The organism is Pseudomonas sp. 22189, assembly GCF_052045635.1.
Taxonomy (GTDB): domain Bacteria; phylum Pseudomonadota; class Gammaproteobacteria; order Pseudomonadales; family Pseudomonadaceae; genus Aquipseudomonas; species Aquipseudomonas parakoreensis.
Genome location: NZ_JBQEPG010000003.1, coordinates 53,313 through 69,368 on the forward strand (window position 1 = coordinate 53,313; position 16,056 = coordinate 69,368).

A 16,056-nucleotide genomic window follows, 5' to 3' on the forward strand; every position below is an offset into this window, starting at 1 on the left:
CTTTGAAACGGTTACGGCAACGCGGCGACGATGGAAATCTCGACGAGGATGCTCGGCTTGGCCATCTTCGCTTCGACAGTGGCGCGGGCCGGGGCGGCGCCTTTGGGCAGCCACTGATCCCATACCGAGTTCATCCCGGCAAAGTGCGCCTCGATGTCGTTCAGGTAGATCGTCGCTGACAGCAGATGCTGCTTGTCAGTCCCGGCCAGATCCAGCAAACGCTCGATGTTGGCGAGCACGTCGCGGGTCTGCTGTTCGACCCCGGCGTTGAAGTCATCACCGACCTGACCGGCCAGATACACGGTGCCGTTGTGGGTGACGATCTGACTCATGCGCTCATTGGTGAGCTGGCGCTGGATTGCCATGTTTTGCGGACTCCTGAGGCTTGTTGCCGTAACGGGAAATATCGAGGCCTTCGGCGCTGATCTGCGGCTTTTTCTTCGCCATCAGATCGGCGAGCAAACGACCGGAACCGCACGCCATGGTCCAACCCAGGGTGCCGTGACCGGTGTTGAGGAACAGGTTCTTGAACGGTGTGGCACCCACGATTGGTGTGCCGTCCGGCGTGGTCGGACGCAAACCGGTCCAGAAGCTCGCCTCGGTCAGATTGCCGCCCTGAGGATAAAGGTCGTTGACGATCATCTCCAGGGTTTCGCGCCGACGCGGGTTGAGCGACAGGTCAAAACCGGCGATTTCCGCCATGCCGCCGACGCGGATGCGGTTGTCGAAACGGGTGATCGCGACCTTGTAGGTCTCGTCGAGAATGGTCGAAGTCGGGGCCATGTCCGGGTTGGTGATCGGCACGGTCAGCGAGTAGCCCTTGAGCGGATACACCGGGGCCTTGATGCCCAGCGGCTTGAGCAGTTGCGGCGAGTAGCTGCCGAGGGCCAGCACGTAGCGGTCGGCGGTTTCCAGCTTGCCGTCGATCCACACGCCGTTGATGCGGTCGCCAGCGTAGTCGAGGCGCTGGATGTCCTGACCGAAGCGGAATTCCACACCGAGTTTCACGGCCATTTCCGCCAGACGCGTGGTGAACATCTGGCAGTCGCCCGTCTGGTCGTTCGGCAGACGCAAGGCGCCGGCGAGGATATCGGTGACATTGGCCAGCGCCGGCTCGACGCGGGCAATGCCGGCGCGGTCGAGGACTTCAAACGGCACGCCGGATTCTTTAAGCACGGCGATGTCTTTGGCGGCGCCATCCAGCTGCGCCTGGGTGCGGAACAGTTGCGTGGTGCCCAGGCTACGGCCTTCGTAGGCGATGCCGGTTTCGGCACGCAGTTCGTCGAGGCAGTCGCGGCTGTACTCGGACAGACGCACCATGCGCTCCTTGTTCACCGCGTAACGGCTGGCGGTGCAGTTACGCAGCATCTGCGCCATCCACAGGTACTGGTCGATGTCGGCAGTGGCCTTGATCGCCAGCGGCGCGTGGCGCTGCAGCAGCCATTTGATGGCCTTGAGCGGCACGCCCGGCGCGGCCCACGGCGAAGCGTAACCCGGCGACACCTGGCCGGCATTGGCGAAACTGGTCTCCATGGCCACGGCTGGCTGCCGGTCGACCACCACCACTTCAAACCCGGCACGGGCCAGATAGTAAGCACTGGCGGTACCGATGACGCCGCTACCCAAGACCATTACGCGCATTTTTGTATCCCTCATCGCGGCGGGGCCGCGTACGTCTGTTGTTAGAGCAATGATGCGCGCAGTGTAAAAAAGAATGGCCAGTGCATTTCACTATATAAGCGCCTATATTTGGCGACAATTCTCGGCAAAAACCCTTTTCACGGAGGCGCATCCCCTATGCGTACCAACACTCAGACCAAACGTGAGCTGGACAAGATCGACCGCAACATCTTGCGGATCCTGCAGGCAGACGGGCGCATATCGTTTACCGAACTCGGGGAGAAGGTCGGCCTGTCCACCACGCCGTGCACTGAGCGGGTGCGAAGGCTGGAGCGCGAGGGGATCATCATGGGCTACAACGCCCGCCTGAACCCGCAGCACTTGAAGGGTAGCCTGCTGGTGTTCGTCGAGATCAGCCTCGACTACAAATCCGGCGACACCTTCGAAGAGTTCCGCCGCGCGGTGCTGAAACTGCCGCACGTGCTGGAATGCCACCTGGTGTCAGGGGATTTCGACTATCTGGTGAAGGCGCGGATTTCCGAGATGGCTTCGTACCGCAAGCTGTTGGGCGACATTCTGTTGAAGCTGCCGCATGTGCGCGAGTCGAAGAGTTACATCGTGATGGAAGAAGTGAAGGAGAGCCTGAGCCTGCCGATTCCGGACTGAGATTTGGAAGATCAAAAGATCGCAGCCTTCGGCAGCTCCTACAGGTGAATGCATTTCCATGTAGGAGCTGCCGAAGGCTGCGATCTTTTCAGACCAGCACCTGCCGATTCGAAGCCATGTACTCGAAGACCTGCTTTTCCACCCGTGGATGAATCAGCTCCACCGGCCCGCGCCCGTTCGGGCACGGCAGGGTTTTGGTGGTACCGAACAAGCGGCAAATCAGCGGACGCTCGCCATACACCGTGCAACCATTGGGGCCCAGGTGCACACAGTTCAGCTCTTCCATCGCCGCATCCTGTTCGGCGCGGGTCTTGCGCGGCAGACGTGACATTTCTTCCGGGGAAGTGGTCACCGGTCCACAGCAGTCATGGCAGCCGGGCACGCAGTCGAACGTGGGTATCTGCTGACGCAGATCGCGAAGGGTCTGGCGATTGCAACTCATCGAAACGGTAACCCACATGAAATAGGCGGCAATTGTGCCGCAAAAGCCGTGATCCAGACAGCAACGGCCGACCAGTGTTGCCCGTGCTCAGGCGTGCGGCTTATGCTCCGTCAAATTTTCTCGACACTCAGCCGTTGGATGACGCCCATGAATGCCCGCGCCCGAACCTTCGCGAGCCAACCCCACGTTGCCTCTTACTACGCCGCCAGCAGCCTGCCGCAGCCCGATCATCCGCAGCTGCAAGGTGAAGTGATGGCCGACGTGTGCGTGGTCGGCGGCGGGTTTTCCGGGTTGAATACCGCGCTGGAACTGGCCGAACGCGGCCTCAGCGTGGCGTTGCTGGAGGCGCACCGGATCGGCTGGGGCGCCAGTGGCCGCAACGGCGGACAGTTGATTCGCGGGGTCGGCCACGGCCTCGACCAGTTCGCCAATGTCATCGGTGCTGACGGCGTACGCCAGATGAAACTGATGGGCCTGGAAGCGGTGGAAATCGTCCGTCAGCGCGTCGAGCGCTTTCAGATCCCGTGCGATCTGACCTGGGGCTACTGCGACCTCGCCAACAAGCCGGCCGACCTCGAAGGCTTCGCCGAAGACGCCGATGAGCTGCGCAGCCTCGGCTATCGCTACGAAACCCGTCTGCTGCAAGCCGATGAAATGCACACCGTGGTCGGCTCCAAACGCTATGTCGGCGGCTTGATCGACATGGGTTCCGGGCATTTGCACCCGCTGAACCTGGCGCTGGGCGAAGCCGCTGCCGCACAGCAATTGGGTGTGAAGCTGTTCGAGCAATCGGCTGTGACGCGGATCGATTACGGCACCGAGATTCGCGTCCACACCGCTCAAGGTTCAGTGCGGGCGAAAACCCTGGTGCTGGGCTGCAACGCTTACCTCAACGACCTCAATCCGCAACTCAGCGGCAAAGTGCTCCCGGCCGGCAGCTACATCATCGCCACCGAGCCGTTGAGCGAAACCCAGGCGCACAGCCTGCTGCCGCAAAACATGGCGGTCTGCGACCAGCGGGTGGCGCTGGATTACTACCGGCTCTCGGCGGATCGGCGTCTGCTGTTCGGCGGTGCCTGCCATTATTCCGGGCGTGATCCGAAGGACATCGGCGCCTACATGCAACCGAAGATGCTCGAAGTGTTTCCACAACTGGCAGGCGTGAAGATCGACTATCAATGGGGCGGGATGATCGGCATCGGTGCCAACCGGTTGCCACAGATTGGCCGACTCAATGACCAGCCGAACGTGTATTACGCCCAGGCCTATTCCGGGCACGGGGTAAACGCCACGCACCTGGCTGGCAAGCTGCTGGCCGAGGCAATCAGCGGGCAGCACAGCGGTCGCTTTGATCTGTTTGCCAAGGTGCCGCACATCACTTTCCCCGGCGGCAAGCATTTGCGTTCGCCGTTGCTGGCGTTGGGGATGTTGTGGCATCGGCTCAAAGAGTTGGTCTGATGTTTTTGCTGCGTCCTTGAAGCCGCCATCGCTGGCAAGCCAGCTCCCACAGGTTTTTGCGGCGAATACAAATATTGTGAACACCAAATTACTGTGGGAGCTGGCTTGCCAGCGATGAGGCCCGCCAGAAAAATACAGGTTTCAGATCCGCCAGAACGGCTTCAACCCCTCTTCATTTGCCTGCTCCCGGGTCAACCCGACATCCTTGAGCTGCTCCGGCGTGAGACTCAGCAACGCCTTGCGCGTGTGCAGACGATGCCAGAACAGGCCCCAGCGGCTCAGGCCGGAGGGCGCGTTGCGCATGGCGCTATTCCATGCGCTGTCCTCCTGCCCTGCCGCCAGTTCCTGACTGTGTAACGTCAGCCGCACATCGCTCAAGCCGTTCATTTTTGTCGCTCCTGTTTACTTGGGTAGCCAGAGATTCCATGATGCGCGGGTCGGCAAAAGCATTACAGATTCAACACACCTGTATTAATCCCATACAGATTTGCCGTTTCTGCGTCTGAATCACCGATTTTTGCTGCATCTGTACTGGTTTAACGAATCACCTGCATCGAGGCAGTGCCATGACCCTGTATGTGAACCTCGCCGAGCTGCTCGGCACCCGCATCGAACAAGGCTTCTACCGACCCGGTGATCGCCTGCCTTCGGTGCGCGCCTTGAGCGTAGAACACGGGGTCAGCCTGAGCACCGTGCAGCAGGCCTATCGCATGCTTGAAGACAGCGGCCTGGCAACGCCGAAACCCAAGTCCGGCTACTTTGTGCCGGTGGGCCGCGAGCTGCCGGAGCTGCCCGCCGTCGGGCGTCCGGCGCAGCGGCCGGTGGAGATTTCGCAGTGGGATCAAGTGCTGGAGCTGATTCGCGCAGTACCGCGCAAGGACGTGGTGCAACTGGGTCGCGGCATGCCCGACGTGACCACGCCCACCCTGAAACCACTGCTGCGTGGGCTGGCACGGATCAGCCGCCGGCAGGACATGCCCGGGCTGTATTACGACAACATCCACGGCACCCTCGAACTGCGCGAGCAGATCGCCCGGCTGATGCTCGATTCCGGCTGTCAGTTGAGCGCCAGCGATCTGGTGATCACCACCGGTTGCCACGAAGCGCTGTCCACCAGCATCCACGCGATCTGCGAGCCGGGCGACATCGTTGCGGTGGATTCGCCGAGCTTCCACGGCGCCATGCAGACCCTCAAAGGGCTGGGCATGAAAGCCCTGGAAATCCCCACCGATCCACTGACCGGCATCAGCCTCGAAGCGCTGGAACTGGCGCTGGAGCAGTGGCCGATCAAGGTCATCCAGATCACCCCCAACTGCAACAACCCGCTGGGCTACATCATGCCGGAGTCGCGCAAACGCGCGTTGTTGACGCTGGCGCAGCGTTTCGATGTGGCGATCATCGAGGACGACGTGTATGGCGAACTGGCTTACACCTACCCGCGACCGCGCACGATAAAATCCTTCGACGAGGATGGCCGCGTGCTGCTGTGCAGTTCGTTTTCCAAGACCCTGGCGCCGGGGCTGCGCATCGGTTGGGTCGCGCCGGGACGGTATCTGGAACGGGTGCTGCACATGAAATACATCAGCACCGGTTCCACCGCGCCACAGCCGCAGATTGCCATTGCCGAATTCCTCAAAGGTGGCTACTTCGAGCCGCACTTGCGGCGAATGCGCACGCAATACCAGCGCAATCGCGACGTAATGATCGATTGGGTGACGCGCTATTTCCCGGCCGGCACTCGCGCCAGTCGTCCGCAAGGCAGCTTCATGCTCTGGGTCGAATTGCCGGAGGCTTTCGATACGCTGAAACTCAATCGTGCATTGCATGACCAAGGCGTGCAGATTGCCGTCGGCAGCATCTTTTCCGCGTCGGGCAAGTATCGCAATTGTTTGCGGATGAATTACGCGGCCAAACCGACACCGCAGATCGAAGAAGCAGTGCGCAAGGTCGGCGCGGCGGCGATCCGGCTGCTGGCCGAGTCCGAATCACTCGAGCTGAAACGTACCGTACCCCTCGAAGCGCTGAAGGTCGGCGACACGGCTTGAGGTATCGCTGACGCGGGCTTCGATCTGCAGCTCCACCTCCAGATGGCGCCCGGCGGCGATGCTGCCCGCGCGCCGGTTCACGATGCGATCGCCAGGCTGCAGCAGATCCGCCGCGCCCGTCCGGCCTCCCTCGCGCTGCCATTGCACTGGCGCGCCATCCAGACGCGCCGCCACCATGCGTATCTGCAAGCGTCCCGCTGCCCATCGATAATCCAGCGCATCGCTGTTCGGGGCAGAAAACGACCAGGTGAACGAACGCGCGACCGGGCATTGAATCCGTAGGTGAACCGTGCGCACCCCAAAACTGCCGTCATTGCCCGATTGCCGGGCGCGCAGCTCCGGCCGCGTCGAAATGCCATAGTCCACAGCGCTCGGTGAGAGCGTCATCTGACAGGCGTCGCTGGCCATGACCGACGTTGCTGCCAGCGCTCCCAGCGTGATCAAGATAAGTCGAAGCATGCGCAATAACTCAGTCATGTGAGGTTCAACGGCTGACAGAGCGCGTCGACAGGCTCGACCAACGCGCGCTCGTCCGGCGCTTCAGCCAGATTGAATTGCAGGTCGCAGTGCGCGCTATCCGACAGTTGCACCCGCAGCAGCTGCCCGGGTTTGATATCCGGAAGAAAGATCGTCCCGGCCTCAAGCACCGTGGTCACGAATGCGCCTTGCCGGTCTTGAACAAGCAAACCACTGGGCAGCCATTGCCGATCAACCGTTCTGGCCTTCAACAGCACACGCCGCACACGGGTGACGGTGAAATCCAGATGCTGAACCGAGCCGCGCCCGGCCTCCACCTCCTGATAACCGTCGAGCACCTCCACATTGCGCGGCAGGCTCAGTGGGTCGACCTCCAGCCTGGCCGTCGCATAGGGCGGCAGACTCGCCGCTACTGCCCGGCCCGAAACGTCCGTCCACACCGGACCTTGCGGCGTATACAGCTTCAGACCCGCACGGTCACCAGCCTTGAGCACGGCAAAGGTCTCGCGCAGCGGATACGGCGACAGCGTCACACCGTCGCGATGCAGCGCCATGCCGCCACGCAGGCCCACGTCGAACTCACTTGCGCTGTCACGCTGGCTCAGGCCCAGGTCCACACGGCTGTAATGCGTCAGTGCGTTGACCCGCAATCCCAGCGATGGCGCTGCGGCTTCACGCTGTTCGGCGCTGGCGCTATAAGCCAGGGTTTCACTGAGCACCTCGCTCATCGACACGCCACTGCGCACTCCGGATCGCGGATCGCTGCGCACATAGCTACGAGCCCTGCGCTGCTCACCCAATGGCATCCCGACCGTCAGATAAGCCGAGGTGCCCCGACGCCACGCGTCGGCATCGCCGATGCTGCGCTCAAGACTCAACGACAGGCTGATCCGCTCGGGCAACGTCTGCGACCAGGACAAACCCAGGCGCATGTGTGGCGGTTCGTCCACGCTGGTGTAGCGCGACCAGGTCATGCCGAATGCCCCCCAGCGCTCGACAGTACCGTTGAGCGAAAATGTCCAGTGATCGCGCCCGGGGGCCTCGGCGCGTCCCCGCTGCTGGTTCCACCCTGTGTCTGACAGGGTGCGAAAGCCCTGACCACGGCGCACGGCAACCACGCTGGTGGACAGATTCGGCGACAACACGGCACTGACGGTCATTTGTAATTGATGCCCTGCAATACCTGTCTCTCGATCACTGGACAGCACCTGGCGCACACCGCTGCTCAGATTGCCCGGCCATTGACGCTGCAGCCCCCAGCCTGCCGACAGGTAGTCCGCCCCACCCAGGATCCCGCCGCTCACGCGCAACGCTCGCGACAGACTCCATTCCCGGCCAAAGGTGGCAAACGATGGCGCCTGACGATCATCCGCACCCTGGCGTCGCACCGTGCCCAGCGCCAGATTGAAGCCGTCGGCGCGATCAAATTGTGAATCCTGCAGGCTGGCTGCCGGGACGCGAAAACGCCGCACTTGCCCTTCTTGCTCGTGCACGCTGACTTCGAGGTCGAGTTGGGTGCTCAACAATGGCAGCGCGCGCAGAGTGAATGGCCCACCGGGAACCCGCGTGGTGTAGATCAGCAAACCGTTCTGTCGGACTTCGATTCGCGAGGGCGACCAGGCAATGCCCTCGACCTCGCCACGCGCGCCCTGCTGTGCCGCGCGCAATTGCGCGAACGCATCCTCCGGAAGAATCTGCACACCGCTGAACGCTTCGCCGGCAAACAAGGGCGACTGCAGGTTCAACTGACCGATCTGCACGCTGGTTTCGTAGTCTTCCAGGGTGCGCATGCCATAGGCATACAGATGCTCGAAGCGCGTACTGTCGGGCAATTGCGTATAGGACTGGCGACTGCGCAAAACCCAGTTGCCAGCGTTCAAGCCAATCTCCGAACCCAGGCTGCGAAAATCGCTGCGCTGCCCCCCTGACTGGCCGCCCATGACCAACGCATCGTAATTGAACACGCCGCCGACACCGCCGTTGGTGAAGGTGTGCGGTTGATGTTCCGGCAACGCCAGCAGGTCGGTCGGTAGCAGCAGGTCGATCTGCTCCTGGCCGGGATGCAGCTCGACGATGGCCGAGGGCAGACCTTCGCGCAGTGTCAGACACGGGTCGACCGGCGCCGGAGCCGCTTGTGCGCGCACGCCGGCAGCCTTGAGCAAGGCCGGTTGCAGGCACGGCTCGCCCTCGGCATCGAACGTCACGAACACCCGACCTCGAGGCTGTCCATTGACCTCCAGCGCGACCAGACGTGTGCCTTGGGAGAAACGCGGTGCCTGGCGAAAGTACGCTGCCAATGCCGGATCGAGTCCGCGCTCGCGAAGCATCTGCGTATCGAACTCCACCACCTCGCCGGCCAGCGCCACGCCGACACCCTGAGCCATCACCAGCGCCAGTCCCCGACGGGCAGAACCGCGCATCAATGCGTTACCGGAGCATCAAAGTGATCCACCGCAAAGCCATAGGTGGTGGCCGGAAAAATCCGTACGGCCATGGCCCGCACCGTCGAGCTCAACGGTAACCGGACGGCCAGGCGCTCTCCGGGCAGGATCCAGGTACGCGGCAGCTCCACCACCTGCGTGCCCGGCAGCGGAACAATCGCCTTCGCCAGCCGCACAACGTAAGGACTGGGATTACTGACCAGCAGGCCTTCAGCCGTGGCCGACCAGCTCAGCCGCTTCCATGGCTCGCGCTCGACTGGCAGGCCGGCGGGACGCAGGATCACCGGCAGGTTTTGCCGAACCCCCAGATTGACCCGGGCGCCGTCGACACCTGCGACAGGATTGATCCCCTCAAAGATCACCCGCTTCAGACGCTCGGTCTGCAACGGTTCGGCGCTCTGCAAAATAAACCGTACCTGCTGCACCGCGCCGGCCTCGACCCGGGCCACCGACGGGCTGAACAGCAACAGCGTCTGATCATGCGGCTCGACGTCTACGACCGTGGTATGCAGCAGGGCCGGACGCGTTTCGGTATTGCGCACGTTCATGGTTGCTTCGCCCACGCCCTCATCCACCACCAACACAGGGGTCTGCGGCACCATGCCCGCAGCGTGGACGACAGGCATCAAAAGCAGGGCGAGCAGGCACAGTGGCAGCGCCCTGAAGACAGGACGACACATCGAAATCAGCATCGGTATTGTTCCGCTGGGAATGGCAACGCCCCCCGTCAAAGGGCGCGCCGAAAGAGCGAGAAAGAACCCGGCCATGGCCGGGTTCTGACGATCAGAGGTAGTACATATCGAACGTGACCGAGCCATCGAGCGGAATCTCGCTGGTGATCGGCAGCGCGTTACTCGGACCAATGATCGGCAGCAAGCTCATCGGAAACCCGTGGTGGCGCGCCGCGACCGGGCCAGCGGCCACGCCCGTCCCCCAGGAGTACAGCGCCGGGGCATTGCTTACCAGCGGCGAGGAAGGCAGTTGCCACGTCGGCGCCGCCAGGCTTCGGGTGATCAGGGTCTGCTGGATGCCGTCGGCCTCCGGACGCCCGTGGCGCAGCGCAAAGCCACCGATACGGATGCCGTTGATTTCACCCAGGCCATAGAACAAGGCCGCATCGCTGTTACCGGCGCCATCGCTGATACCCGGCAGTTTGGTCGCCGCGCGATTGTCTCTGACCGACACTTCCACCGGTGCTGGCGCATCGCAGTTGATGTGCAGCGATATATCGTGCGTCGGCAGCAGCGTCTGCGTGGTCTTGTTCAGCGTGGCTGCCGATATCTTGCGCAAATCTACCGTGCCGCCACCGGCGAACGCGGGAATGCACGACGTCGGAATGATGGTTCCGATCACGCTCAGGTCCACGCTTTCGGCAACCGCCAGTGTGGGTATTACTGCAGCCGCAACGGCGGCCATCCATGTTGATGTTTTCATCAGTCCCTACCTGTTCGGCTATTTAAATGGCAGTGGTTCAGTGCATCGCTTTCACGAGGCCGTGAACGCCGGGGCGATGATTTCGTTTTTTGTAGGCTCCGTATGTAGGAATAGGCACCAAGCCAAAACAGAAAAAACGACAAAGCAAATAGTCCAAAGCCACATGCGAACTCATTCCTACTTTCGAACGACTAATGGTTTACCCAATGTGGCGAGGATCTGCCTTGAAGGGTCTTTGAAATCCTCTGCATGCCATACTCCGCCCCCCAGCCTCCAGCCGAGAAAGCAACGTGCGACCCGGAAAAAAATTGCTCGCTGTCTGCGTGTTGTGTTCGTTGGCCAGTGGTTGCGCAACCCTTGATGTACCGCGCGAACCCAGCCAGGTGTTGCCGGCCTCCGGCTCCGTATTCGGCCGCTCGATCCAGGCCCAGGCCGCGCCCTGGCAGGGCCGTTCCGGCTTCCGTTTGCTGTCCAACAGCACTGAAGCGTTCACCGCGCGCGCCGAACTGATCCGCAATGCGCAAACCAGCCTCGACTTGCAGTACTACATCGTTCACGACGGTGTCAGCACGCGGATGCTGGTGGAAGAACTGCTCAAGGCTGCCGACCGCGGCGTGCGCGTACGCATCCTGCTCGATGACACCACCAGCGACGGTCTGGACACGATCATCGCCACGCTGGCGGCGCACCCACAGATCCAGATTCGCCTGTTCAACCCGCTGCACTTGGGCCGCAGCACCGGCGTGACCCGCGCTGCCGGACGCCTGTTCAACCTGTCGCTGCAACACCGGCGCATGCACAACAAACTGTTTCTGGCCGACAACAGCGTGGCCATTGTCGGCGGGCGCAATCTGGGCGACGAGTACTTCGATGCCGAGCCGAACCTGAATTTCACCGACATCGACATGCTCAGCGTGGGCCCGGTGGCCGAACAGCTCGGGCACAGTTTCGATCAGTACTGGAACAGCGCACTGAGCAAGCCGATCGACGAATTCCTCTCCAGCAAACCGAGCATCAAAGACCTGCAAAACACCCGCACGCGCCTGGAAGAATCGCTGGAGGAAACCCGCAAACAGAACCACGCGCTGTATCAACAGTTGATGACGTTCAAGACCGCGCCGCGCATGGATATCTGGCGCAAGGAACTGATCTGGGCCTGGAACCAGGCACTGTGGGACGCGCCGAGCAAGGTGCTGGCCAAGGACGAGCCTGATCAGCAACTGCTGCTGACCACGCAACTGGCGCCGGAGCTGCGCGGCGTCAGCAAAGAACTGATCATGATTTCGGCGTACTTCGTGCCCGGCCAGCCGGGGCTGGTGTACCTGACCGGACGCGCCGACGCCGGGGTCTCGGTGAGCCTGCTGACCAATTCGCTGGAAGCCACCGATGTGCCCGCGGTGCACGGCGGTTACGCGCCGTACCGCAAGGCGTTGCTGAAACACGGTGTGAAACTGTATGAACTGCGCCGTCAGCCCGGGGACAACTATGGCAGCGGTCCGCATTTGTTTTACAGCAAGTCGTTCCGCGGCTCGGACTCCAGCCTGCACAGCAAGGCGATGATTTTCGATCGACAGAAAGCGTTCATCGGCTCGTTCAACTTCGATCCGCGCTCAGTGTTGTGGAACACCGAAGTCGGGGTGCTGGTGGACAGCCCGGAGCTGGCCGGACATGTGCGCGAACTGGCGCTGCAAGGCATGGCGCCAGCCCTGAGTTATCAGGCGAAATTGCAGGATGGGAAGATTGTCTGGGTGACCGAAGACAACGGTCAGATGCACACGCTGACCCAGGAACCCGGGAGCTGGTGGCGGCGCTTCAATGCGTGGTTCAGCACCACGGTGGGCCTGGAACGGATGCTTTAAAAAGCAAAAGATCGCAGCCTGCGGCAGCTCTGGAGGAATGCGGTTTCCCTGCAGGCTGCGATCTTTTGACCTTAAGCCGTTTGCACCGTCCCGAATGCACCTTGGCGCATCAGCAGTATCACCAACCCGAACGCCCCCGCCGCCATCAACAATGGCAACGCATGCCCGCTGATCCACTGACTGCCCGCCCCCGCGAGCAAAGGCCCGATCAGACAGCCCACACCCCACAGCTGCGCAATGTGCGCATTGGCCCGCACCAGCGCATCGTCGCGGTAACGCTCGCCAATCAGGATCAGTGACAAGGTGAACAGGCCACCGGCACTGGCCCCGAACAACACCCACAACGGCCAGATCAGCAGCGTATCGAGCAACAGCGGAATCGCCAGGCTCGACAGCATCAGGATCACCGCGCATCCGGTGAACAACGTGCGCCGCGACAGGTAGTCTGCCAACGCGCCAATCGGCAGTTGCAGCAGCGCGTCGCCGACCACCACGGTGCTGACCATCGCCAGTGCAATCTCGGCAGTGAAGCCCTGCTGCAGGCAATACACCGGCAGCAGCGTGAGGATCATCGCCTCGAACGCGGCGAACAACGACACCGCCCAGGCAATCGCCGGCAACTCGCGGGCAAATCCCCAGAGATCGCCGAAGGTCACACTGCTGGCTTCACTGCTTGGCGCCCCGCTGCGGCCCATCAACAGAAAAGGCGAAACCGTCAGCAGCCCGACGCCGACCCAGAATCCATAATCATGTTCAGTACCCAGCGCCCCCAGAAGCAATGGACCAGACAGTTGGCTCAATGCATAACTGCTGCCATACAGCGCGACCAGTCGTCCGCGCCAGTGTTCGACGACCAGTTGGTTGATCCAGCTTTCGCCAAGGATGAACACGATGGTCAGGATCACCCCGATCATCAGGCGTAATACCAGCCAGATCGGATAACTCGGCAGCAGCGCCAGCAAGCCAATCGACAACGCGCCGGCCCACAGGCACAGGCGCATCAGGTTGGCTGTGCCGAAACGCGCCGCCAGATGACTGGAAATCTTCGCGCCCAGCAATACGCCAATCGCCGGCATCGCCGCCATCACACCGATGGCGAAAGAGCCATAGCCCCAACCCTCAAGACGCAACGACACCAGCGGCATGCTGACCCCCAGGGCCAGACCGACACTCAAGACAGACGCCAACACGGCGAAATACGTCGCCCAACGCATGGTCCACGCTCCTGTGGATTATTTTTATGTACACCACAAAACCAAATGTGGGAGCGGGCCTTTGTGGTGAGGGGATTTATCCCCGATCGGCTGCGCAGCAGTCGCAAAACCTGAGCATGCGGTGTATCTGCAANATCGGGGATAAATCCCCTCGCCACAAAAACCCGCGCCCACAGGGGATCGCTGTTTCGTCAGGGAGCCCGGCGTTGCCGGGCTCCCGTTAACGGCTTACAGCTTGATCCACGTCGCCTTCAGCTCGGTGTACTTGTCGAATGCATGCAGCGACTTGTCACGACCGTTGCCCGACTGCTTGAAGCCACCGAACGGTGCGGTCATGTCGCCGCCGTCGTACTGATTGACCCACACGCTGCCGGCGCGCAACGCTTTGGCGGTCAGGTGCGCTTTGGAGATGTCCTGGGTCCATACTGCTGCGGCCAGGCCATACGGCGTATCGTTGGCGATCTGGATCGCCTCTTCGGCGGTGTCGAAAGCGATGACCGAGAGCACAGGGCCGAAGATCTCTTCCTGAGCGATCTTCATCGCGTTGCTCACACCGTCGAAAATCGTCGGCTCGACGTAGGTGCCACCGGTTTCCTGAAGAATGCGCTTGCCGCCAGCGACCAGTTTGGCGCCGTCGCTGTGACCGGATTCGATGTACGACAGCACGGTATTCATCTGCTGGGTATCGACCAGCGCACCAACGTTGGTCGCCGGATCCAATGGATTGCCCGGCTTCCAGGTTTTCAGCGCTTCGATCACCATCGGCAGGAATTTGTCCTTGATCGAACGCTCGACCAGCAGACGCGAACCGGCGGTGCAGACCTCGCCCTGGTTGAAGGCAATGGCGCTGGCGGCGGATTCGGCAGCGGCTTGCAGGTCCGGCGCATCGGCGAAGACAATGTTCGGGCTCTTGCCGCCGGCTTCCAGCCACACGCGCTTCATGTTCGATTCGCCGGAATAGATCATCAACTGCTTGGCGATCTTGGTCGAACCGGTGAACACCAGCGTGTCGACATCGTTGTGCAACGCCAACGCCTTGCCAACGGTGTGGCCGTAACCCGGCAGCACGTTGAGCACGCCTTTCGGAATACCGGCCTCAACGGCCAGCGCAGCGATGCGGATGGCGGTCAGCGGGGATTTTTCCGATGGTTTGAGGATCACCGAGTTACCGGTCGACAGCGCCGGGCCGAGTTTCCAGCAGGCCATCATCAGCGGGAAGTTCCACGGCACGATGGCGCCGACCACGCCCACCGGCTCGCGGGTCACCAGACCGAGTTGATCGTGCGGAGTGGCGGCGACTTCGTCGTAGATCTTGTCGATCGCCTCGCCGCTCCAGCTCAGGGCCTGCGCCGCGCCGGGCACGTCGATGTACAGCGAATCGCTGATCGGCTTGCCCATGTCGAGGGTTTCGAGCAGCGCCAGTTCTTCGGCGTGCTGCTTGAGCAGGCCGGCGAAACGGATCATGGTGGCTTTGCGTTTGGTCGGTGCCAGGCGCGACCAGACGCCGGAATTGAAGGTGGCGCGAGCGTTTTCCACGGCGCGCTGAGCGTCGGCGGCGTCACAGCTGGCGATCTTGCCCAGCAGACGGCCATCGACCGGGCTGATGCACTCGAAAGTCTCGCCGGAGACGGCGTCGGTGTATTCACCGTTGAGGTAGGCGCGGCCTTCGATCTTCAGGTCGCGGGCACGTTGTTCCCAATCGGCACGAGTCAGGGTGGTCATTCGAGTGTCCTCCTCTTGTTGAATAGAGCGCCGCGTTCTTCGCGGTCGTCTTCAGGAATGCTGCCCGGCCAGCCTGCTTTTCGGCCCAAGGCACCCGCCACCCTAAACCAGCGGCCGGGTTTGTTTCAATATATTTGACATAAGCGCGCCATACGACCTTGCGGTGTTCATTTTAATAAACATAGACTCTGGCCCTTTCAAGCCACCGCGCCGTCATCACGGGAGAAAACAACAATGAACATCCAGAACGTCGTCGACATCAGCCTGACCACCAGCGCAGCCGAACGCTATCGCCCGGACCCGGCCAAAGTGCTCAAGGGTGATCCCGAGCAAGCGGTGTTCAACCAGTACGACAGTCCTTGCGGGCAAATGGGTGTTGGCGTGTGGGAAGGTGCGGTTGGCCAATGGACGGTCAATTACACCGAGCACGAATATTGCGAAATCCTGCAGGGAGTTTCGGTGCTGCGTGACAGCGATGGCAATGCCAAGACCTTGCGCGTGGGTGACCGCTTTGTGATTCCAGCAGGCTTCCGTGGCACCTGGGAAGTGCTGGAGGCTTGCCGCAAGGTCTATGTGATCTTTGAACAGAAGGCTTGAGGACTTTCGCTGACTGATCCGGCCCTATCGCTGGCAAGCCAGCTCCCACAGGTTTTGTGATTAACACCAACATTGTGAACA

The 16,056-nt window shown here is 61.7% G+C and carries 15 protein-coding genes; 5 read left to right on the forward strand and 10 right to left on the reverse strand.

Going from position 1 to position 16,056, the window contains the following annotated elements:
- Nucleotides 1-11: 11 nt before the first annotated feature.
- The gene (locus tag ACTJKS_RS03580) at nt 12-365 is read right to left on the reverse strand and encodes a RidA family protein (protein ID WP_041071962.1); all 354 of its coding nucleotides are present in this window, start codon (nt 363-365) and stop codon (nt 12-14) included.
- On the reverse strand, nt 337-1,641 hold the full coding sequence (dadA, locus tag ACTJKS_RS03585; RefSeq protein WP_041071961.1) for a D-amino acid dehydrogenase: 1,305 nt from the start codon (nt 1,639-1,641) through the stop codon (nt 337-339). Before dadA ends, ACTJKS_RS03580 begins: the two co-directional genes overlap by 29 nt.
- 156 nt (nt 1,642-1,797) lie before the next feature.
- Between dadA and ACTJKS_RS03590 the strand changes: the two genes are divergently transcribed.
- On the forward strand, nt 1,798-2,286 hold the full coding sequence (locus ACTJKS_RS03590; RefSeq protein WP_003177284.1) for an Lrp/AsnC ligand binding domain-containing protein: 489 nt from the start codon (nt 1,798-1,800) through the stop codon (nt 2,284-2,286).
- Nucleotides 2,287-2,374: 88 nt separating this feature from the next.
- Here ACTJKS_RS03590 and ACTJKS_RS03595 read toward each other — a convergent pair whose 3' ends face one another.
- The gene (locus tag ACTJKS_RS03595) at nt 2,375-2,728 is read right to left on the reverse strand and encodes a YkgJ family cysteine cluster protein (RefSeq protein ID WP_108184447.1); all 354 of its coding nucleotides are present in this window, start codon (nt 2,726-2,728) and stop codon (nt 2,375-2,377) included.
- Nucleotides 2,729-2,875: 147 nt separating this feature from the next.
- Here ACTJKS_RS03595 and ACTJKS_RS03600 point away from each other — a divergent pair, with 147 nt between their 5' ends.
- On the forward strand, nt 2,876-4,186 hold the full coding sequence (locus ACTJKS_RS03600; protein WP_262948675.1) for an NAD(P)/FAD-dependent oxidoreductase: 1,311 nt from the start codon (nt 2,876-2,878) through the stop codon (nt 4,184-4,186).
- Between the two features lie 141 nt (nt 4,187-4,327).
- Here the strand turns inward: ACTJKS_RS03600 and ACTJKS_RS03605 are convergent, their stop codons facing one another.
- Entirely contained in the window at nt 4,328-4,573 is a 246-nt protein-coding gene (locus ACTJKS_RS03605; protein WP_108184193.1) for a DUF1127 domain-containing protein, read from the reverse strand.
- Nucleotides 4,574-4,752: 179 nt separating this feature from the next.
- Between ACTJKS_RS03605 and ACTJKS_RS03610 the strand changes: the two genes are divergently transcribed.
- Nucleotides 4,753-6,231 (forward strand): aminotransferase-like domain-containing protein, encoded by a 1,479-nt coding sequence (locus tag ACTJKS_RS03610; RefSeq protein ID WP_198758818.1) that lies wholly within the window; start codon nt 4,753-4,755, stop codon nt 6,229-6,231.
- Here ACTJKS_RS03610 and ACTJKS_RS03615 read toward each other — a convergent pair.
- From ACTJKS_RS03615 to ACTJKS_RS03630, 4 genes are all read right to left on the reverse strand, one after another.
- Nucleotides 6,172-6,708 (reverse strand): hypothetical protein, encoded by a 537-nt coding sequence (locus ACTJKS_RS03615; RefSeq protein ID WP_198758819.1) that lies wholly within the window; start codon nt 6,706-6,708, stop codon nt 6,172-6,174. The genes ACTJKS_RS03610 and ACTJKS_RS03615 overlap by 60 nt on opposite strands.
- Entirely contained in the window at nt 6,705-9,128 is a 2,424-nt protein-coding gene (locus tag ACTJKS_RS03620; RefSeq protein ID WP_262948677.1) for a fimbria/pilus outer membrane usher protein, read from the reverse strand. Before ACTJKS_RS03620 ends, ACTJKS_RS03615 begins: the two co-directional genes overlap by 4 nt.
- A complete protein-coding gene (locus tag ACTJKS_RS03625) occupies nt 9,128-9,841 on the reverse strand; it encodes a fimbria/pilus chaperone family protein (RefSeq protein ID WP_262948679.1) in 714 nt (237 codons plus the stop codon). Before ACTJKS_RS03625 ends, ACTJKS_RS03620 begins: the two co-directional genes overlap by 1 nt.
- A gap of 91 nt (nt 9,842-9,932) precedes the next feature.
- Nucleotides 9,933-10,583, reverse strand: coding sequence for a DUF1120 domain-containing protein (locus ACTJKS_RS03630; RefSeq protein WP_041071953.1), 651 nt, complete (start codon nt 10,581-10,583; stop codon nt 9,933-9,935).
- Between the two features lie 308 nt (nt 10,584-10,891).
- On the opposite strand from ACTJKS_RS03630, the gene ACTJKS_RS03635 reads away from it, so the two are divergent.
- On the forward strand, nt 10,892-12,442 hold the full coding sequence (locus tag ACTJKS_RS03635; protein WP_411157863.1) for a phospholipase D family protein: 1,551 nt from the start codon (nt 10,892-10,894) through the stop codon (nt 12,440-12,442).
- Between the two features lie 71 nt (nt 12,443-12,513).
- Here the strand turns inward: ACTJKS_RS03635 and ACTJKS_RS03640 are convergent, their stop codons facing one another.
- Entirely contained in the window at nt 12,514-13,656 is a 1,143-nt protein-coding gene (locus ACTJKS_RS03640) for an MFS transporter (RefSeq protein ID WP_108184199.1), read from the reverse strand.
- 228 nt (nt 13,657-13,884) lie between these two features.
- Nucleotides 13,885-15,378: an aldehyde dehydrogenase gene (locus tag ACTJKS_RS03645; protein WP_041071948.1), complete on the reverse strand. Its 1,494-nt coding sequence runs from the start codon at nt 15,376-15,378 to the stop codon at nt 13,885-13,887.
- Between the two features lie 234 nt (nt 15,379-15,612).
- On the opposite strand from ACTJKS_RS03645, the gene ACTJKS_RS03650 reads away from it, so the two are divergent.
- The gene (locus ACTJKS_RS03650) at nt 15,613-15,975 is read left to right on the forward strand and encodes a cupin domain-containing protein (RefSeq protein ID WP_041071946.1); all 363 of its coding nucleotides are present in this window, start codon (nt 15,613-15,615) and stop codon (nt 15,973-15,975) included.
- Nucleotides 15,976-16,056: the final 81 nt, after the last annotated feature.